The sequence below is a fragment of the Aeromonas sp. FDAARGOS 1403 genome (genome assembly GCF_019047325.1).
GTDB lineage: Bacteria > Pseudomonadota > Gammaproteobacteria > Enterobacterales > Aeromonadaceae > Aeromonas > Aeromonas dhakensis.
Genome location: NZ_CP077249.1, coordinates 2364811 through 2385355, shown reverse-complemented (window position 1 = coordinate 2385355; position 20545 = coordinate 2364811). Strand labels below are relative to the sequence as shown.

At 60.5% G+C, this 20545-nt stretch carries 18 protein-coding genes; 14 read left to right on the top strand and 4 right to left on the bottom strand.

From position 1 onward, the window contains the following. The first annotated feature begins 132 nt into the window (after window positions 1–132). From I6L33_RS11320 to I6L33_RS11255, 14 genes are all read left to right on the top strand, one after another. Window positions 133–396: a hypothetical protein gene (locus tag I6L33_RS11320; protein ID WP_216974075.1), complete on the top strand. Its 264-nt coding sequence runs from the start codon at window positions 133–135 to the stop codon at window positions 394–396. A gap of 54 nt (window positions 397–450) precedes the next feature. Beyond that, window positions 451–900, top strand: a complete 450-nt coding sequence (locus tag I6L33_RS11315; protein ID WP_216974074.1) for a GNAT family N-acetyltransferase — start codon at window positions 451–453, stop codon at window positions 898–900. 135 nt (window positions 901–1035) lie between these two features. After that, window positions 1036–1494, top strand: coding sequence for a GNAT family N-acetyltransferase (locus I6L33_RS11310; protein ID WP_117405165.1), 459 nt, complete (start codon window positions 1036–1038; stop codon window positions 1492–1494). 451 nt (window positions 1495–1945) lie between these two features. Beyond that, window positions 1946–3853 (top strand): fructose-specific PTS transporter subunit EIIC, encoded by a 1908-nt coding sequence (locus I6L33_RS11305; RefSeq protein ID WP_216974073.1) that lies wholly within the window; start codon window positions 1946–1948, stop codon window positions 3851–3853. Window positions 3854–4266: 413 nt separating this feature from the next. Then, on the top strand, window positions 4267–5673 hold the full coding sequence (gene uhpT, locus I6L33_RS11300) for a hexose-6-phosphate:phosphate antiporter (RefSeq protein WP_017780840.1): 1407 nt from the start codon (window positions 4267–4269) through the stop codon (window positions 5671–5673). A gap of 312 nt (window positions 5674–5985) precedes the next feature. Then, window positions 5986–6291, top strand: coding sequence for a PTS fructose transporter subunit IIB (locus I6L33_RS11295; protein WP_139431771.1), 306 nt, complete (start codon window positions 5986–5988; stop codon window positions 6289–6291). Further along, on the top strand, window positions 6292–7059 hold the full coding sequence (locus tag I6L33_RS11290; protein ID WP_216974072.1) for a PTS sugar transporter subunit IIA: 768 nt from the start codon (window positions 6292–6294) through the stop codon (window positions 7057–7059). A 77-nt stretch (window positions 7060–7136) separates the two neighbouring features. Next, the gene (locus I6L33_RS11285) at window positions 7137–8054 is read left to right on the top strand and encodes a pseudouridine synthase (RefSeq protein ID WP_216974071.1); all 918 of its coding nucleotides are present in this window, start codon (window positions 7137–7139) and stop codon (window positions 8052–8054) included. 95 nt (window positions 8055–8149) lie between these two features. After that, window positions 8150–8617, top strand: a complete 468-nt coding sequence (locus I6L33_RS11280; RefSeq protein ID WP_216974070.1) for an NUDIX hydrolase — start codon at window positions 8150–8152, stop codon at window positions 8615–8617. Between the two features lie 158 nt (window positions 8618–8775). Further along, window positions 8776–9882 (top strand): tRNA 2-thiouridine(34) synthase MnmA, encoded by a 1107-nt coding sequence (gene mnmA / locus I6L33_RS11275; protein WP_043132371.1) that lies wholly within the window; start codon window positions 8776–8778, stop codon window positions 9880–9882. Window positions 9883–10094: 212 nt separating this feature from the next. After that, on the top strand, window positions 10095–10706 hold the full coding sequence (gene hflD, locus I6L33_RS11270) for a high frequency lysogenization protein HflD (RefSeq protein WP_005298892.1): 612 nt from the start codon (window positions 10095–10097) through the stop codon (window positions 10704–10706). Window positions 10707–10828: 122 nt separating this feature from the next. Beyond that, complete coding sequence (gene purB, locus I6L33_RS11265) at window positions 10829–12199, top strand: adenylosuccinate lyase (protein ID WP_216974069.1); 1371 nt, start codon at window positions 10829–10831, stop codon at window positions 12197–12199. Between the two features lie 137 nt (window positions 12200–12336). Beyond that, window positions 12337–13467, top strand: a complete 1131-nt coding sequence (locus I6L33_RS11260; protein WP_216974068.1) for a cupin domain-containing protein — start codon at window positions 12337–12339, stop codon at window positions 13465–13467. A gap of 240 nt (window positions 13468–13707) precedes the next feature. Continuing rightward, the gene (locus tag I6L33_RS11255; RefSeq protein WP_216974067.1) at window positions 13708–14106 is read left to right on the top strand and encodes a hypothetical protein; all 399 of its coding nucleotides are present in this window, start codon (window positions 13708–13710) and stop codon (window positions 14104–14106) included. 156 nt (window positions 14107–14262) lie between these two features. Here the strand turns inward: I6L33_RS11255 and I6L33_RS11250 are convergent, their stop codons facing one another. The 4 genes from I6L33_RS11250 to I6L33_RS11235 form a co-directional block, all read right to left on the bottom strand. After that, window positions 14263–17130 carry a hypothetical protein gene (locus I6L33_RS11250; protein ID WP_216974066.1) on the bottom strand — a complete coding sequence of 956 codons (2868 nt, stop codon included), beginning with the start codon at window positions 17128–17130 and terminating at the stop codon, window positions 14263–14265. A gap of 614 nt (window positions 17131–17744) precedes the next feature. After that, window positions 17745–18254, bottom strand: a complete 510-nt coding sequence (locus tag I6L33_RS11245; RefSeq protein WP_017788558.1) for a GNAT family N-acetyltransferase — start codon at window positions 18252–18254, stop codon at window positions 17745–17747. A 32-nt stretch (window positions 18255–18286) separates the two neighbouring features. After that, window positions 18287–19921 (bottom strand): GNAT family N-acetyltransferase, encoded by a 1635-nt coding sequence (locus tag I6L33_RS11240; RefSeq protein WP_216974065.1) that lies wholly within the window; start codon window positions 19919–19921, stop codon window positions 18287–18289. Continuing rightward, entirely contained in the window at window positions 19921–20535 is a 615-nt protein-coding gene (locus I6L33_RS11235; protein ID WP_216974064.1) for a glutathione S-transferase family protein, read from the bottom strand. Before I6L33_RS11235 ends, I6L33_RS11240 begins: the two co-directional genes overlap by 1 nt. Window positions 20536–20545 lie beyond the last annotated feature (10 nt).

Sequence of the window (20545 nt, the reverse complement as noted above, 5' to 3'; positions counted from 1 at the left end):
AAGGGGCAGTTGTGGTCAAGCAGAAAAGCGCGGGCGCAAAAATGTGAGCCTGCTCACTGCGTCAGCAAGGAGAGATTGAGAGCCAAGTGGAGAGGAATATGATGGGCGCCCACTCTCTTCACGAGCCCCTTTATGAGCAACCCGCACGACCAGAATCCGCCGAGTGAAATCCATCGCTGTGACAAATGCCGGGAGCGCACCCGCCATATCGTGGTGCTGGTGCCACGGGATCACAGTCAGGACATCATGCCCAAGGATCCGCGCAAAGCCTTCTGGCAAGCCTTTCGCTCCAGCAGCCTGACCAACGCGGTATTCGGCCAGACCCTCGCCTATCAGTCCAATCATGTAAAACATCTGATCTGCGAGCGCTGCGGCGAGAAGTTTCTGGAGTATTGAGGCCCAGAAGACGGCGCCCCCGGACAGTCAGAGCGAGATAACAGAGAAATAAAGATGATGTTTGTCGAAATGACCCCCGGTCAACTGCCGCTGGCGCTGCTGCTGGAGGCAGATCCCGCAGAACAGCGCATTACCACCTATCTGCCCGGCGCCTGGGGCTTTGCCGCCCTGGCGGGCAACGAGGTAGTGGGCGCCTGTGTGGTGGGTCTGGTGGGGGAGCAAACGGCCGAGATCTTCAATATTGCCGTTGCCCCCACTCGACAGCAGCAAGGCATCGGCTCCGGCCTGCTGCGCTTCGTACTGACCAGCCTGGCCGGGAAAGGGGTATGCCGCGTCGAGCTCGGTACCGGCAGCTTCGGCCACCAGCTCACTTCTTACCAGCGCCACGGCTTTCGCGTGGATGCCGTCGTCAAGGATCACTTTCTTATCCACTACCCGGAGCCCCTGATGGAGCACGGCATCCAGCACAAGGATATGCTGCGGCTCTACCTTGAACTGGGCTAGGCTATCCCTACCCTCAGCAGCCTGTAGCGCCCTGGGGATAAATGGTGGGGGGATCAATTCAGCGTCGCCACATCTCATCGAAAGCAACGAGAGCCATATCGAGCACCATGACACTGGTAAAGGGATGAATGCAGGATGCAGACAAGAAAAGCCAGCCCAGATGAACTGAATGCCATCTTCTGGATGGGCTTTGATGCTTGGGGCGAAGGACTGTCACCGACTGAATATCTGGCGAGCTGCCACGCCAGTCAAAAATACCGCTCCGGTGTGTGGTATGTCCTGATTGTGGACAATCAGCCTGTCTCTTCCCTTATCGTCTATCGGGACCGATTTGGCCTTGGCCAGGGCTGTTTTGGCATAGGTTCACTGGCAACGACACCTGCGATGAGGGGGCAAGGATTTGGCGCCTATCTGCTGCGTGGGGTGACAGGCATGCTGCTGGATAGTCCCGATGCCGTCGCCACCTTCCTCCATGCAGATATCGACCATCACTTCTACGAGAGGCTGGGGTATAGGCGCATTCCGGGGGGTGATTGCATGTATTTCTCTCATAGGCGGCCACGCTATGTCGGCGAACCGCCAACCTACTTTTAATCCACTCTCAGCCACCATCCACATGGCTCACGACGTTTCTCCACCTTGTCACCCCTCCCCTTCCCCTGATGACCACCATTTATGTGCGTTGGCTCACATCCAGAAGCCTCTCATCACCTCACAAATTTCTAGCAATGTAGCTCCCCTAGCCCAGATGAGGGTAGGCTCCATGGCAGCTGCACATCGATACGAATAATTTTAAATTATTGATTTTTAATTACAAAAAATCAAATCATGATTCAATTAAGACCCATTTTGTCAGCTGGTCTGCTGTGCGATCGGGGTCACACTCGAGGTGATGTCGCACAAAAATCCAGTATTTCGCAGTTTTGTCCGATAGGTGCGCTGCCCTGCGGGCGGGATAATAGTGGGGTCACTTTTGTCTGCATGTCCTGGGCGCTAGCCCAGGAAAAGATGCCAACAGGCTCCGGCCAGGAGCAGGGAGAACGCCATGATCACCACCCTTATCAACGAGCAGCTGATCGCGCTCGATTTAAAGGCCACGCGCAAGGAGGAGGTCTTCACCGAGATGACCCGATTGCTCGCGGCGCAAGGCAAGGTCAGCGACGAGCAGCAGTTCATCAAGGACTTGTGGGCCCGGGAAGAGCTGGACAACACCGGCTTTGAAGAGGGCGTCGCCCTACCCCACGCCAAGAGTGCGGCAGTAAGCACCCCAGCGGTGGCCATCGGTATCAGCCGCGCCGGCATCGACTACGGCGCCGAGGATGGCAAGCCCTCCAAACTGTTCTTCATGATTGCCTCCCCGGTCGGCGGCGCCAACCACCATATCGAGGTGCTGGCCGAGCTCTCCGCCAAGCTGATCGAAGAGGGCTTTATCGATGCCCTGCTGGCAGCCAAGACCCCGGCCGATGCGCTGGCTCTGTTGCTCGAGAAGAAAGAAGAAACAGCCCCGGCGCCCGCCGCCGACAAGGGGCTGATCATCGGCGTCACCGGCTGCCCGGCCGGCATCGCCCACACCTATCTGGCGGCGGAATCCCTGGAGCGCGCCGCCAAGGAGCTGGGCTTTGAGGTGAAGGTGGAGACCAACGGCTCCATCGGCGTCAAGAACAGCCCGACTGCGGCCGAGATTGCCCGCGCCAGCGCCATCGTGGTGGCCTGCGACAAGCAGGTGGACATGGCCCGCTTCAACGGCAAGCCGCTCATCAAGACCGGCGTGAAAGCCCCCATCAAGGATGGCAAGGGCCTCATCGAGCAGGCACTGAAGGCCCCCGCCTATGTGGCGGACAAGGATGAGCGCAAGAGCGAAGAGAAGAGCTCAGGCGGCAGCTCGGATCTCTACCGTTATCTGATGAACGGCGTCTCCCACATGATCCCGTTTGTGGTCACCGGGGGTCTGCTGATCGCCCTGGCTCTGGCCATCGGCGGCGATCCGACCCCAAGCGGCATGCAGATCCCGGCAGGGAGCATGTGGAACCAGATCCTCAACGTGGGGGTCGCCGCCTTCACCCTGATGATCCCCATTCTGGCGGGCTACATCGCCTACGCCATCGGTGACAGACCCGCGCTGGCACCGGGCTTTATCGGTGGCTGGATCGCCAACAACGGCAGCTTCTACGGCGCCGACGCCGGCACCGGCTTTATCGGTGCCATCATCGCGGGCCTCCTGGTCGGTTATCTGGTGCGCTGGATTGCCACCCGCCACTACCACAAGATGGTGCAGCCGCTGGTGCCGATCCTGATCGCCCCCATCGTCGGGTCGCTCTTTATCGCTGCGGTCTTCATCTTCATCATCGGCGCCCCCATTGCCGACATGATGACGGGTCTGAACGCCATGCTGCTCTCCATGAGCGGCGGCAGCCTGGTGCTGCTGGGGATCGTGCTGGGCGGCATGGCCGGCTTTGACATGGGTGGCCCGGTCAACAAGGTGGCATTCCTGTTCTCGGTGGGCATGATCGCCTCCGGCCAGACCCAGTTCATGGGCGCCATGGCCTGCGCAATTCCGGCCGCGCCCCTTGGCATGTCGCTGGCTACCGTGCTCGGTCGCAAGCTCGGCATCTTCGATGCCACCGAGATTGAAGCGGGCAAGGCTGCCGGCGCCATGGGTCTGGTGGGGATCTCCGAGGGCGCCATCCCGTTCGCCGCCCGGGACCCGCTGGCCGTCATTCCGGCCAACGTGCTGGGCAGCATGACCGCTGCGGTGATGGCCTTCCTGTTTGGCATCACCAACAGCGTCGCCCACGGTGGCCCCATCGTGGCCCTGCTCGGTGCCGTCAACAAGCCGCTGCTGGCGCTGCTCTGCATGATCTGCGGCGCCATCGTCACCGGCGTGGTGGCGGTTGCCCTGAAAAAACTGCGGGTGAAGAAGAGTGACGAGGTGACCCTGGCCAAGGCCGCCTGATCCCCGTCCAACCAAGCCGCCCCTGCTGGCGGCGACCAAACCAAATGAGGCCACCTGCGGGTGGCCTCCTCTTTTGTCGGGTTCGAGAGAGCCTGTTCGCCTCTGCTGTACGACGCCGGCTTGTGATCCTCTTCACGCTTCGCGGCCGGATCCCGCCAAACTAGGAAATTTTCCTACCCCCCCTAGGGATGGCTCTCACGCCATTTGCAGCGCGCCTCATTAAAGTCACGCTACCTGATGTGGTTACCCGACCCGCGCCATGGCGCAAGGGACGGGCATGGGTTCAATCGACAGGGGCTCGCCGCGCACCGCGCCCGCTTCCTGTTGTTCTTTCCGTGGCGTGACCTCCAACACCAATCAAAAAGGGTGGAACGCGGCGGAAACAGCGTCTATCTCGCAGAGGATGAACGAAGATGTTTAAACTGCTCGAACAGGTCCGGGTCCCCACCCTGAACCTGCCGGTCGAAGCCCGGCGCAAGCTCTGGTTCAAACCGTTTATGCAATCCTATCTGGTTGTGTTCATCGGTTACCTGACCATGTATCTGATCCGCAAGAACTTCAACATTGCGCAGAACGACATGATCCAGGAGTACGGTCTCTCCATGACCGAGCTCGGCATGATCGGCCTTGGCTTCTCCATCACCTACGGGGTGGGCAAGACCATCGTCTCCTACTATGCCGATGGCAAGAACACCAAGCAGTTCCTGCCGCTGATGCTGATCCTCTCCTCCCTCTGCATGCTGGGCTTCAGTGCCAGCATGGGCGGCACCGGTTTCAGTCTCTACCTGATGATCTTCTTCTACGCGGCCAGCGGTTTCTTCCAGAGCTGCGGCGGCTCCTGCAGCTACTCCACCATCACCAAGTGGACGCCCCGCAACAAGCGCGGCACCTATCTGGGCATGTGGAACCTCTCCCACAACGTGGGCGGTGCCGGTGCGGCCGGTGTGGCGCTGTTCGGTGCCAACTACCTGTTCGATGGCAACGTGCTCGGCATGTTCATCTTCCCCTCCATCATCGCGCTGATCGTCGGCTTTATCGGCCTGCGCTTTGGTAGCGACTCGCCGGAAGCCTATGGCCTTGGCAAGGTGGAAGAGCTGTTTGACGAAGTGGCCAGCGAAGAAGACGTCGCCACCGAGGAGCAGAAGCTGACCAAGTGGCAGATCTTCGTGAAGTACGTGCTGCTCAACAAGGTGATCTGGCTGCTCTGCTTTGCCAACATCTTCCTCTACGTGGTGCGCATCGGTATCGACCAGTGGTCCACCGTCTACGCCCACCAGGAGCTGGGCTTCTCCAAGGACGTGGCCATTCAGGGCTTTACCTTCTTCGAAGTGGGCGCCCTGGTCGGTACCCTGATGTGGGGTTACCTCTCGGATCTGGCCAACGGTCGTCGTGGTCTGGTTGCCTGCGTCGCGCTGGCACTGATCATTGCCACCCTGGGGCTCTACCAGCACGCCACCACCCAGTTCATGTTCCTGGGCTCCCTGTTCCTGCTGGGCTTCCTGGTGTTCGGTCCGCAGCTGCTGATCGGCGTAGCCGCCGTGGGCTTCGTACCCAAGCAGGGCATCAGCGTGGCCGATGGCGTCAAGGGCACCTTCGCCTACCTCATCGGTGACAGCTTCGCCAAACTGGGTCTGGGCATGATTGCCGACGGCACCCCCATCTTCGGCCTGACCGGCTGGACCGGTACCTTCGCGGCGCTGGACATGGCCGCCGCCGCCTGTCTGGTGCTGATGGCCTGCGTCGCGGTCGCCGAAGAGCGCAAGATCCGCCGCATCAAGCGGGAGCTGAAAGCTGCCACTTTGGCGACCCAGTCCGTCTGAACCAGCGCGAACTGAAAGCCGCTACCCTGGCGACCCAGTCCGCCTGAGCCCAGGCATCCGCCCAAGCTGACCAGGCAGTCACTGCCCGGTCGCACGGTTTCACTCCGTAGTGTGCATTCGGCCCGCCCTCTGGCGGGCCGTTTTTTATCCCCTCTTTTCCCCACTTGTCCCTTTTGGGGCCGCAAAAACGCTCACCCCTTGCCCATCCCTTCAACAGAGCGCAGTCGGGATCCCATTTTTGCCTCCACCCCTTTGGCAAGGCCGCCCCTTGGCGCTATCTTGTTGCCCCACCCGAATTTGCCGTGAGAGCCCATGAAGATCCTCGCCGTCACCGCCTGCCCCACCGGCATCGCCCACACCTACATGGCCGCCGAGGCGCTGCAAAAAGCCGCCGACAAGCTGGGGCTCAAGATCAAGGTCGAGACCCAGGGAGCCATGGGGCTGGAGAACATCCTCACCGCCCGCGACATCGCCGGCGCCGATCTGGTGCTGATCGCCTCCGATATCGAGATTGAGCAGAAGAATCGCTTCCTCGGCTGTCCCATTCACCAGGTGGCGCTGGAGGCAGTGCTGCTCGATGCGGTAGCCGTGCTCAAGACCGCAGCTCCCGACGTCTGAATGCTGATCCGCGAGATCTCCTTTCACTGCCGGCTGGGACTCACCATCACCCAGGCCAAGCAGCTGAGTCGGCTGGCCGGGCTGTTCAAGTCCCATATCCAGTTCATCAACGTCACCCGCCGCCAGGCGGTGGAGGCGACCAACCAGCTCTCCCTGCTCACCCTGGCCACCCAGCCCGGCGATCTCTGTCTGCTGCTGATCGAGGGGCTGGATGCCGAGCTCGCCCACATGGCCTTCACCTGCTGGTGCGTGGAGCTGGGCCAGCCACTGGGGCGCCCGGGCAGCGCCGCCCTGGCCGAGCAGCGCCTCACTCAGGCACTGCCCGACTATTGCTTTACCCTGGCCCAGCTCGGCCATGCCACGGCCCCCCTCGACAAGGGCCAGGCGCTGGCAGTGCTGGTGGATCTGCTGCCCGCCGCGCTGATAAGCGACAGGCCAGCGCTGGAGCAGGCCATCGCCGCGCGCGAGCAGCTGGCCGCCACCATCATCCGGCCCGGCCTCGCCATGCCCCACGTCATCTGCCCCGCCATCCGCCGCCCCGCGCTCTCGCTGCTCAGCAGCAGCGAACCCATCGAGTGGGGCTCCGCGCTCGGACCGGTGCAGACCCTGATTTTGCTCGCAGTGCCCGCCGGCCTTGCCCCCGAGCAGTTGCGCCCCCTCACCCGGCTGGCCCGCACATTGATAGACGAGCAGGTGGGCACGGCGCTGCTGCACGCCGGCTCCGCCCCCGCCCGTCAGGCCATCGTCATCGACGGCCTGCTCGGCTGAGCGGCTGGCCTCCCGTCCCCGTCGTTCATGCCCGCGACAGCCCCCTGTGGTACACTCGCCCTTCCCCTGTTTTTGGTATGCATGCGATGAAATCAGCCCGTCCCCGTCTCTCCCTCTCCGCCCGCCCTGACACCGAGCACAAGGCCAAAGGGCCCGCCACGGCGCGCCCATCCCAGCGCAGGGAGGCACAGCACGCCATGAGAGACAAGGAGGGCGAGCGCAAACCGGCACCGGCGCCTGCCGATCGCAAGCTGCTGCTCTTGAACAAGCCCTACATGGTGCTCTGTCAGTTCACCGACGAGGCGGGCCGCGAGACCCTCAAGGATTACATCACCGAGCCCGGCATCTATGCCGCGGGCCGGCTAGACCGTGACAGCGAGGGGCTCTTGCTGCTCACCAACGACGGCAAGCTGCAGGCACGCCTCACCCAGCCGGGGGAGAAGACCCCCAAGACCTACTGGGTACAGGTGGAAGGCATCCCGAGCGAGGAGAAACTGGCCGCCCTGCGCGCCGGGGTGGAGCTCAACGACGGCATGACCCTGCCCGCCGGGGCGCGCATCATGGAGGAACCTGCGGTGTGGCCGCGCAACCCGCCTATTCGCGAGCGTAAGGAGATCCCCACCTGCTGGCTGGAGATCAAGATTGTGGAGGGGCGCAACCGCCAGGTGCGGCGGATGACCGCCCATATCGGTCACCCCACCTTGCGCCTTATCCGCTACGCCATCGGGGAGTGGACCCTCGATGGTCTGGCGCCGGGGGAGAGCCGCGCCCTGCCCGCTCCCGAGCTGGCAGCGGCACCGCGGCAATCGGCTGTGCACGGCAAGCCGCGCACAGCCGCCAGGCCACAGGGGGCCGGCAGCAACAGCCAGGCCCGGCCGACCCGTCACGCCCAACACCAAGAGCGGGACAGCCGCGAAGCGAGCCCCCGCCCGGCCAATCGCAGCGGCGGCCGAGGCACCGCGCGCCGTCCGGCCCGCAGCAAGCCATCGGAATAACACGAGTAAGCCATTTGGCCAGCGTGCCGCAACATAGATGGCGCAACCTGATCGAGTGCCACAGCAAGGCACGGTACACAAGACAAGGAGTCCCAATGAGCGAGCATCCCCCCCTGCCCGCCCGCCTTACCGTGGCCGCCCTGGTGCACTGGCAGGGCCGCTTCCTGCTGGTGGAAGAGGAGATAAAAGGCCAGCGCCGCTTCAACCAGCCCGCCGGCCACGTGGAGCCTGGGGAAGATCTCGTCCAGGCTGCCTGCCGCGAGCTGAAGGAGGAGACAGGGCTCACCGCCGCTCCCACTGCCTGGCTCGGGGTCTATCTCTACAAGCCGGCAGACAGCGAGGCCACCTTTGTGCGCATCGCCGTCATCTTCGACCTTGAAAAGGCGCCGGGTCAGCACCATCCAGAGGATCCCGACGGCGACGTGCTGGCCTGCCACTGGCTCACCCTGGAGGAGATTGCCGAGTGCAAAGCGGCCCTGAGAAGCCCTCTGGTGTGGCAGTGCATTCAGGACTATCTGGCGGGTACCCGCTTACCGCTGTCGGCCCTCAAGGCCTTTATCTAAGAGCCGTTGGAGGCTCTTTTTGACGCTGTGAGGCCGAGACAAGAAAAACGATTTCCTGCAGCCGGGTTCCTGATGGGAACGGCGGCATGGATATGTGACCGGGGGCGCGAAATTCTGGTAGAATACGCCCCGTTTAAACGAACTGGTAACTTCGACTAATGACAGACAACAGCCAAATCAAGGTGATCGTCGGCATGTCCGGCGGCGTGGATTCTTCCGTCTCGGCCTACCTGCTCCAGCAGCAGGGCTATCAGGTCGAAGGCTTGTTCATGAAGAACTGGGAAGAAGACGACACGGACGAGTACTGCTCTGCCGCCCAGGATTTGGCTGATGCCAAGGCCGTCTGCGACAAGCTGGGGATGAAACTCCACACCATCAACTTCGCCGCCGAGTACTGGGACAATGTGTTCGAGCACTTCCTCGAAGAGTACAAGGCCGGCCGTACGCCGAACCCCGATATCCTGTGCAACAAGGAGATCAAGTTCAAGGCGTTCCTGGAGTTTGCCGCCGAAGAGCTGGGGGCCACCTACATCGCCACCGGCCACTATGTGCGCCGTGACGACAGCACAGGCCGCCCGCGCCTGCTGCGCGGTCTCGACACCAACAAGGATCAGAGCTACTTCCTCTACACCCTGAGCGAGGCTCAGGTGGGTCAGAGCCTGTTCCCGGTCGGGGATCTCGAAAAGCCGGAGGTGCGCCGCATCGCCGAGCAGCTGGATCTCATCACCGCCAAGAAGAAAGACTCCACCGGTATCTGCTTTATCGGTGAGCGCAAATTCAAGGACTTCCTGGCCAAGTTCCTGCCCGCCCAGCCCGGCCCCATCGAAACCGTGGACGGCAAGGTGATCGGCGAGCATCAGGGGCTGATGTATCACACCCTGGGCCAGCGCAAGGGCCTTGGCATCGGCGGGCGCAAAGATGCCACCGAAGAGGCCTGGTACGTGGTCGACAAAGAGGTCGAGCGCAACACCCTGATCGTGGCGCAGGGGGAACATCCCCGCCTCTACTCCGATGGCCTGATCGCGAGCCAGCTGCACTGGGTGGATCGCACCCCTATTCGCGAACCGCGCCGCTGCACCGTCAAGACCCGTTATCGTCAGGAAGATATTCCCTGCCTGATCCAGCCCATCGACGATGAGACCATCCGGGTCATCTTCGACGAGAAACAGGCTGCGGTCACCCCGGGCCAGTCCGCCGTCTTTTACGACGGGGAAGTGTGTCTGGGCGGTGGCATCATAGAGCAGCGTTTCAGCCATCCGGTGTAAGGGCTGGACGCTCACAAGCGTCCGCGCTCTACTCCCTTCTCTCCTCGCGGGAGAAGGGTTGGGGATGAGGGGGTAACCACCCTCACCCTGACCCTCTCCCTGAGGGAGAGGGGACAAAGAAAAAACAGCACAAGGCAGTGATACATGATTGGCAACTTCCTGGCCGGATCATGGCATCGGCCGGTGAATGAACAGAACAGGGCTGTGAAGATATGAGCGACAAATTCCAAGACAGAACCATGGCCTTTGCCGGCATCTGCCAGGCCGCCTACCTGGTGCAGAAAGTGGCCCGCGACGGCACCTGTGACGAGGCCTCCCTGCGCGAGAGCCTCTCCAGCATCCTGGTCACCGACCCCAAGCAGCCGCTGGACGTGTTCGGCAACCACCTGGCCATTCGCGACGGCTACCGCGCCCTGGTCGAGCAGCTGGGCGCCGACGGCAGCCAGAAGAATGCCGAGCTGACCCGCTACGTGGTGAGCCTGATTGCGCTGGAGCGCAAGCTGGCCAAGCGCAAGGACATTCTCAACATGCTGGGTGAGCGGATCGGCCAGATCGGCCGCCAGCAACAGCATTTCGACCTGCTGGACGAGCAGATCCTGGCCAACATGGCGAGCATCTACAGCGATCTCATCAGCCCGATCGGCCCGCGCATCCAGGTGGCGGGCACCCCGCTATTCCTGCAGCAGCCGCTGGTGCAGCACAAGGTGCGCGCCCTGCTGCTGGCCGGCATCCGGGCCTGCGTGCTGTGGCGCCAGCTCGGCGGCAGTCGCACCCAGATCATCTTCGCCCGCAAGAAGATGGTGGAACTGGCCAAGCGTTACTAATCATTGGCTCGCGCAAAGGCAGAGGGAGAACAAGGTGAACAGCCGCACATCAGCCTTGATAGCCCCCGGCCCGCGCGCGAGTGGATACGAATCCCCCACACCAATCATCAGGAGTTCACCCCATGGAGCTGTCCGCGCTGACTGCTGTTTCCCCGATTGACGGTCGTTATGGCGACAAGGCCGATGCCCTGCGCCCTATCTTCTCCGAATTCGGTCTGCTGCGTTTTCGCGTCGAAGTCGAGGTACGCTGGTTGCAAAAACTGGCCAGCCACGCCGGGATCCCGGAAGTCCCTGCCCTGAGCGCGGCCGCCAGTGCCCTGCTCGACGGCATCGTCAGCAACTTCAACGAGAGCGACGCTGCCCGCATCAAACAGATCGAGCGCACCACCAACCATGATGTGAAAGCGGTGGAGTACTTCCTCAAAGAAAAAGTCGAAGTGAACCCGGAGCTGGCCGCCGTCAGCGAGTTCATCCACTTCGCCTGCACCTCCGAAGACATCAACAACAACTCCCACGGCCTGATGCTGAAGACCGCCCGCGAGGAAGTAATCAAGCCCTACTGCGAGAAGCTGATTGCCGAGATAAAGCGCCTGGCCCATGAGTATCGCGACATGCCGCTGCTGTCGCGCACCCACGGTCAGCCGGCGACCCCGAGCACCATGGGCAAGGAGATGGCCAACGTCGCCTACCGTCTGGAGCGCCAGCTCAAGCAGATCATGGCGGTGGAGATCTTGGGCAAGATCAACGGCGCCGTGGGCAACTACAACGCCCATCTCAGCGCCTATCCGGAAGTGGACTGGCACCAGTTCTCCGAGGAGTTCGTCACTTCTCTGGGCCTGACCTGGAACCCCTACACCACCCAGATCGAGCCGCACGACTACATCGCCGAGCTGTTCGACGCCATGGCGCGCTTCAACACCATCCTGATCGACTTCGATCGCGACGTGTGGGGCTACATCTCCCTGGGCCACTTCAAGCAGCGCACCATCGCCGGCGAGATCGGCTCCTCCACCATGCCGCACAAGGTCAACCCCATCGACTTCGAGAACTCCGAAGGCAATCTGGGTCTGGCCAACGCCGTGTTCCAGCACCTGGCAGCCAAACTGCCCATCTCCCGCTGGCAGCGTGACCTGACCGACTCGACCGTGCTGCGCAACCTGGGCGTGGCAGTGGGTTACTCCCTGATTGCCTATCAGGCGACCCTGAAGGGCATCTCCAAGCTGGAAGCCAACGCCGATGCCATGGCCGCCGATCTGGATGCCAACTGGGAAGTGCTGGCCGAGCCGATCCAGACCGTGATGCGCCGTTACGGCATCGAGAAGCCCTACGAGAAGCTCAAAGAGCTGACCCGTGGCCGCCGCGTGGACGCCGAAGGGATGCGTACCTTTATCGACACGCTGGAATTGCCGGAAGCCGTGAAAGTCGAGCTGAAGAAGCTGACCCCGGCCAACTATATCGGCGACGCCCAGCGTCTGGTCGACCTGCTGAAATAAGCGGGCGAGAGAGTATCGGGGGCCCTGGGCACTAGCCACAGGGCCCCCTGTTGTTTTCCCTGCCAAGGCAGGGCCATGAGTGGCGTTGCCCAAGCCCGTCTTGGGCAACACCTCTCTCACAGAGACACGAGAAGACCATGTACCAACTCAATCTGGATATCGCTCACTTCCTCGAGCACTACTGGCAGAAGCGCCCGCTCCTCATCAAGGGCGGTTTCACCGACTTTCAGGATCCCATCAGCCCGGACGAGCTGGCGGGTCTGGCCATGGAAGAGGTGATTGAATCGCGCCTGGTAACCCGCTTCAACAACAAGTGGGAGGCGGCCCACGGTCCCTTCGAATCCTACGATCACCTGGGCGAAGAGAACTGGACCGTGCTGGTGCAGGCCTGCAACCATTGGGCCCCCGAGGTCAACGAGCTGGCAGTGCCGTTCCAGTTCATCCCGGGCTGGCGTTTTGACGATGTGATGGTGAGCTTCTCCACCCCTCACGGCGGGGTCGGTCCCCACATCGACAACTACGACGTCTTCATCACCCAGGGCCAGGGCAAGCGCCACTGGCGCGTCGGCGATGCCAAGCCCTTGAACGAGTTTGCCGCCCACGCCGCCCTGCTGCACTGCGAGCCGTTCGAGGCGATCATCGACGTCATCATGGAGCCGGGCGATATCCTCTACATTCCGCCTGGATTCCCCCACGAGGGCTACGCCATCGAGCCCTCCCTGAACTTCTCGGTGGGCTTTCGCGCGCCTGACGCCAAGGCGCTTATCTCCTCCTTTGCCGATCACCTGATCGACAACGAGGTGCGCACCGAGCGTTACGGCGACGCCGATCTCAAGCCCCGCGCCCGCCACGGCGAGATCCAGCCCCATGAGCTGCACCGCCTGCGCGAGCTGATGCAACAGGCCCTCGATGACGAGACCCTGTTCAAGGAGTGGTTCGGCACCATGATCTCCGAGGCCAAGCACGATCTGGACGTCAATCCGGTGGAGCCGGACTACAGCGCCGAGGAAGTGGCCGACCTGCTGACCCAGGGTGAGCCCGCCATCAAGGTGCCGGGGCTGCGCTCTGTCTGGTTCAGCGGCGAAAGCCAGACCTGCTACATCGACGGCGAAGCCTGGACCCTGCCGAGCGAGGATGCGGCGGCCATTTCGCTCTTGTGCGACAAGGACATGATCACCCAGGCCGACATGGTGGAGCTGGCCGATCAGGCCGGCTTCCTGCAGCTGCTGACCCGGCTGGTCAACCGCGGTTACTGGTTCTTCAACTGATCCTCTCGCTGTGACAAAAGGCGCCCTCGGGCGCCTTTTCTATCTCTGTTGCCCGACCTCACCGTCTCTGCTGCCTACCAGGCCACCACGGCGGCGATTTCACTTCTGCTCTGATCCACAACCTGCTTTCGAAGCTGAACCCACTCTTGACGGCACACCTGATGATGCTTTTTTGCGCAAGTGAAAGCTCGTATCATGCGGCCATTGCTCAAGCAGCCAGGTTTAGCAGAGAGGTATCCCATGCAGATCAGCACTCGTCCCATGCCGTTGCCCGGTTATGGCAACGCCTATACCCCGGAGCAGCTCAACCAGGGCCGTGACAAGGCGCTGGACAAGAGAGATGAATACGTGGCGACGCAGGAGGAGAAAGAGACCACCCGCCGCACTCTGGCCGTCTCCTACACAGAGCAGCAGCAGGACAAGGCCGCCGTGGATCGCTATCTGCAAGCCAGTGGGCAGGAGATCGATGAGCAAAACGCCCCGACGGCCGTCGATCTCTACCGGATGGAAGCACGCCACCAGCAACAGCAGCAGCTCGGCGACTACCTGCAATATCGGCAGAGCCCCCTTGGCAAGCAACTGGCGGGCATGACGGGGGCCGAGGATCGCAAGGGCAACCTGCTCGATACCCGCGCCTGAGCAAGCCTTGTACACGCAAGGGGATGACATAAAAAAGCCCTCGCTGAGGGCTTTTGAGTGTTGCCGACAAGGGCGTGGCCTGTTTTCGACACATCAGGAGTCGATACGGGTCCTTTATGGCCCGGGACGTGAACGCCTGAAAGCGTACCGACTGCGTTATTTGGGAATAAACGCATTCTTGTAGAAGGAGCGGAATCCATTGTCCGGCACCTGAAATTCCACCCCATTGTACAATGACAAAGAGGCATCATCAGTCTTGTTCATGATTGCGCCATAACGCGCATAACCACTCTTGCCATCGTGATACATAAAGTCCATCCGCGAAACCAGATCGTTGGTTTTCTTGAACAGCCGGCCAACAATCGGCGAGTCTGAGGACATGGGATTATTGATGGTCCGCAGCAATTTCATGCTGGTATAGTCACCATTGTCATCCCGGGTCAGCAGATAATGGTAGCGGGTATCGGGCGCCTGCAGACCATTTAGCCGATAGATCAAATTCACATTGGTACCGAGCGCCAGTGCATTCAGGCCATAGGTTATCGGTGCATCGCGCTGACCGACAAAGTCAGATATTATCCTGCGGGCTACCCCACCTTTTACTTGATAGATATGCCGGGTCGTAAAGATAAGGAACATGGTCTCGTCAAGGCCATTGATGGCAACCACATCCAGCGGATACTCTTGCCACTCCAGATTTAATTGACTCGTCAGTTCATTGCTGCTTGTCGGGGCATCCTCCAGATGAGACGTCAAGAAGGCTCGTGAAAAGCTTGAGTTGTTGCCCAGCACCACAAATATTGCTGCGCGACTATTATTGCTTGCCTGACTCTCGACGGCATGCCAGCAGGTCTGCAAATCACTTCCCGGCCGCCAGTTACTGATTGGGGTGGTGGCTCCCGCAGTAAAGAAGTTAGATATATTTCCGTAACCTGGCTTCTGAATATTGGCAAAGTTATAAATCCTGCCATTTCTCGGGGAGGTTACCAGAGCCCCTGGCTGAGTATAAATCGGATTATCATGATCAGCGATACTTGGGACGTAATCCCAATCGGTATTCATGGTCCTTGCATCGAAGGCGCATACCAGAGTGCGCTTCCAATAACTGGACACTCGGCAAATATATGCCCCCAGATCTTCATACTCAAGCCCCTTCGGTTTAATATACTCGTTGGTATATCTCGCGATCGGGGTAGGTTTGACCTCTTCTTTTTTGAGTAATGTGTAGATCCATTGGGCGATGGCCACCACAATGCCTATCACCGCGACAATAATTCCAAGGGGGCCGGCAATGGCAAAGCCCATAAAAGAGGCCACGGCGACACCCAGCGCCACCGTGGCGACCAACATATTGATTGCCGCAAATATAATATCACCGATATCGCCACCCTCGACAGCCTGATATAGGTTATACGCGGCCAAGGCCGCCCCCAGCGCCGCTAATCCGACAAAACATATATTGATAATCCGGGTGATATTTTGCGTGGCGAGAAACATCTTGCTGGCTATCTGCCGCTCTAATACATTCGTGAGATGCTGGCCTTTGGCGGTAAGGTTGCTCAAGAATTGACTGAATTTACCCATATTGATGGCAATGCTGTTGATGATGCCTTCGCCATTGCCATAAATAAACATGGTCACTTTATCAAGGAATCGACCGAGCTGGATCAGATTCAATGTCACATCAAACAGGGCCGCCCCCAACTCCATCAAAGGAACAGGGTTGCTCCATTCCTCCCGATCGGTCGCCGTCAACCAGGTGAAGTTGCCCACCCCCAGCAACAAGGTGAACACGGAAAGGAATGAATCTATGGGAAAGGCAGCGGGAGCCACACCGGAGAAGGCTGTGGGAGCCATACTGCCCGCCGTCCCTGCCAACGCAGGATATCGTTGAAGAATGCGCTGCCGGGCCCCCTCATCCTGCAGGGTGCTCGTTCTCAAGCTCATGTTGTTCAGTTCATTCCAGAAACTATCCGGGCTATTCTGGTTGAAGAAACTGTTCCAGAAGGTGCGCTGAGTCCCGCTTTCATTTCTCAGCAAGGTCACCACATCATCGAAATTTCTCCTGTTGGCCAGGACTGTGTATTTCTCGCTTTGTTGGCCCCAGCTCATGTTCATGGCAAACCCGCTGTATACAGAACCCGCCAGGGTACGTTCAAATTTTTTCAGCTCATCCTCGGTGATGCGACGACCAGATGATATATTGAGCGCTCTTACTTTATTGATGGTGTTGTAGACTTGCCACATAGCCTTTTCAAACGATGAACCTGATCCCAGATACTCCTGAACTTTGAAAGAGCTGATCAGTTCCTCTAACACCTCATTCTTGGAGTAGTGTTCGATAAGTTGACGAGCCCAGTTTTCCCCCGCTGCTTTGTAGCCGGTTAACTTTCCGCTTTGACAATAATGGGTAGCGACAGAGTATAGCTGATCGATAATTTCTTTAAACTGCGTACCCTTTTCAGCTTGCTTGATATTTGCATTTACCTTCACCATATCCCAAGAGTTATACAGCTTCCGGTCTGCCACAGTGACATTGGTTTGCTTGCTATATGAGTTCTGCAACAAGCCACTCACATATTCAACCATATTATCGGTAAAATAGCGTCGGTTGCTGCTGTAAATAGTATTGACCGAGTTGATGCCATCACTCATGGTCAGCACATTATTGTTAGGCTTCATGCCAGAGCCTAACGCTTCGCTCAATGAGCTGTTCTGATACTGGAATTCAAACTTCATCAGCTCTTGAAACATCACCTGGGCAAGATATTGCGCTTCATCGGTTTCTTGTACAAAGTTGACCCGGTTCGAATCAACGACGGGCTGGTTAGATGCCATCACGTAAAAATTGATTGCATCCAGCTCGGCGAAATTACCACTATTCAGGACAGCAATAGCGGCTTTCACCGGGGCAGGGAAGACAGTGCCGGCAGCCAGGCCTATCAGCGACATGGAGGAGAACGTCAGAAAATCCCGACGCCCTTGTGAAACTTCACGATGGATTATTTCTGAAAGTTTTTTCATATTATATATCCCTATCAGCGCTCATTGCTTCCCAGATTATTAAATATTTCAGGCAATAGTCTGGCAGGCCATGTAATCATGACCGAGCATATGGTTGTTTTTCTATGAGAGATGTAAATAGGCTGCCATATCAGCATCGTCAATATATGCATGACAGCAGCACTACCGATATACAAGGCAAGGAGGATATTAACAATTAAAGCCAAGGCAACCGTATCAAGCCTCCTTGTTTATATATTGCACAACCTACCTGCCAATCCTCATTTGAGTCAAACATCAATAATGAGGTCTAACCAGAAAATGTTACCCGTTAGACAAAAACAGATATTGATGAGAAAAAAGTTGTAACAATATATTGCGAAAGAAGCCCTAGAAAAAATGCAGCAAGGTGCCATCAGGCTGCAGGGCAGTACCATAATTTCCAGATAAAGGTGGTACGCACTATATATCCCGGCACGGAGCAAAGTGGCATTAGCTCACCGATATGCTCGTGAATACGATCCGCAATGATGAGGTGGGGGAGGAAAAACCATCGGCTATTCGAAGGGAGAGGCACTGCATCTGCAGCGCGTTCAGATAACAAAACGGCAGCACCTGGCTGCCGTTTGCGTGGCTCATTGTTCTTCGGGAAGTTCGTCAAACAGCGGGTGGTAGAGCACCTCCCCCTGCACGCCAGCCAGACCGCCTTCCTGCAGCTCCATCGCCATGAAGCAGTCGGCGGGCACTTCGTAGATGCAGTGCAGGCCGAACTCGCTGGCGGGACGAAAACCGAAGCGGCTGTAATAGGTCGGGTCACCCAGCACCACCACCGCCTTCCAGTCCATCTCCAGCGCCGTGTCCAGCCCCTCGCGTACCAGATCCGACCCTATGCCCTGCCCCTGCCAATCGGGATGGACCGCCACGGGCGCAAGACCAAGCCAGGGCCCCTCCACCCCGTTAATGGTGATCGGGCTCAGCATCAGGTGCCCCATGAACTCGTACTCCTCCTCCTCGACCATGGTCACCACGGCGGCGCCGCATTCGCGCAGGCGGTTGACCAGTTCGGCCTCGTCGGTACGGCCAAAGGCGGCACTCACCAGGTCATAGACCGGCAGCATGTCGCCAGGGCGCTCGGTTCTCAGCATACAGCGTTACTCCTCGTACAGCAGAGCGGGCATTATTCCACAAACTGCCCGCCGCCCTGAGCATCTTTGTCCAGAAATGGGAGGGTGGACTCAGGAAAACGATCCGCCACCTGCGCCAGCAACTCATGCAGATCGGCCGGTTGCAGGCTGGTGATGGCGGTTCGATAGGCATTGAACAGCGGCGGTTCGGCCCGTGCCAGCCAGGCCAAGGTGTCGTCGGCATCCCGATGCCAGCGACCGGCCAGCTCATCGAGCAGAGCGGGCAAGGCCACCAACAAGTCAAGCAAATGGTAGCGATGGGTGAGCGGCGCAGCGGCCAGCAGGGCGAGTCTGGACTCCTCACTTGCGAGCCAGCGCAGGCGCAGGTGCCGCTCCGCCAGGGTCAGCAACACAGGCCCATGGCGCTGCAGGCTGGCCAGCTGCAGCAGGTAGTCCAGCCCCTGCTCCTCGGCGTCTTTCAGCAGCAGGCCGCGCAGCAGATGGAGCTGCTCCGGCTCGGCCTGCGCCAGCGCATCCTGGTCGTAGTATTCCACCGCCAGCGGCCCGTCAGTACCCTGGGAGCGTAGCGGCGCGGCGGCGAGCTCGCCCTCTTCTGCCTCATCCCGATTTGTCATGAACAGCGCCAGCCGCTGCGGCGCCCCCTCCCCGACCTGTGTCTGAAGGATGGCTGCCACCACCCGCTCGTCGGCCAGCAAGGGGGCCAGCTGCCGTTCAACCGGCGCCGCCAGCGTCAGGCTTCGTGCCAGCTGCCAGTAGCTCACCTCGCTCTGGTTCTGGCTCTGGTTCTGGCGCTGGCCACTCAGTGCCCGTCGGCCGCAATAGCGCATGCCCAGCTTGGCCATTACCCGGCCGGAGGCATGGTTGTCCGGCATGTGGCGGGCGGTGAGCACCGGCAGCTGCAGCCGGTCGAACGCAAAGGCCTTCACCAGCCGGGCGGCCCGGGTCGCCAGCCCGCGGTTTTGCCAGGGCACACCCACCCACCAGGCCAGCTCGCCGTTCCAGTGCAGCGAGATAACCCCCACCAGCGGCGCATGGCCCTCGCCAGCCGGCAGGGTCAGCGCCCAGCTCCAGCCCAATCCGAGCGCCGCCTTGCGCCAGCAGCCGGCCAACCAGTCGCGGGCCGCCTCCGGCGGATAGGGGTGGGGAATGTTGAGGGTGTAGCGGGCGAGCGCCGCATCGCTGCAATAGCGCACCACCTCGGCCTCATCGCACGCCAGCAGGGGGCGCAGCTGCAGGGCGGGTTCCGACCGGGAGGGAGGTTCGGCCAGCACCGGCACCGTCAGGCGGCGGGCCAGCAGGCGGTTAAGCACAGCGCCCAGATCGTCCTGCGCCGTCAGCGCCAGATCGGCCCCCTGCCCTCCCAGGGTCAGCAGCCCCTCCTCCCGCGCCAGGGTCAGCAGGGAAGCCGAGCCGCTGATGAGGATCTGCCGGCTCGGATCAACGGCCTGCTGGCCGGGCAGATCGCCGTCCAGCCAGGCGGCCAGCAGCGCGCTGGCCGAACGCACGCCATCGGGCGGACAACAGGACCAGAGTCCGCCGGTATCGCTCGGCAAACACTCATCGACCTTGCTCTGCAGCAACTGCCAGCCATGACCCTGCCGCTGCCAGGCCTGCAACACCGGCGCCCAGTGGGGCTGCCACAGGGCGCGCTCGATCAGCAGTTCCATCAGCCGGCCTGACAGGCAGCAGGCAGGCTCAGGTGGCGGGGATGCGCCTCGATACGGGCAATCCAGGCCCGGATGGCGGGCCACCCCTGCAACGAGAAGATCCCCTCCTCCGCCACATGGGTGTAGGCGTACAGTGCGATGTCGGCGATGGTCGGCGCCTCGCCACACAGGTAGGGGCTCTGCTTGAACTGCTGCTCCAGCACCGCCAGCGCCTTCTCGCCGCCGGCTTTGAGCCCGTCGAGGCGCGCCTCCTGGGACTCCGGCCGCCCCAGATAGTGAACGATGAAACGGGCTACCGCGATATAGGGCTCATGACTGTACTGCTCGAAGAACAGCCACTTGAGCACCTCAGCCTGCTGACGCGGCTCGGCCGGCCACAGGGGCGACCCCTGCGCCAGGTAGAAGAGAATGGCGTTGGACTCCGCCAGGGTGTCGCCCTGGGCCAGCTCCAGCACCGGGATCTTGCCGTTGGGGTTCAGGGCCAGAAAATCGGGGGTGCGGGTCTCCCCCGCCAGCACATCCACCGGCACCCAGTCGAGGGGCAGCTCAAGCCAGCGGGCCAGCAGCCAGGGCTTGTAGCAGTTGCCGGACTTCAGATCGCCATACAGACGCATACAGACTCCT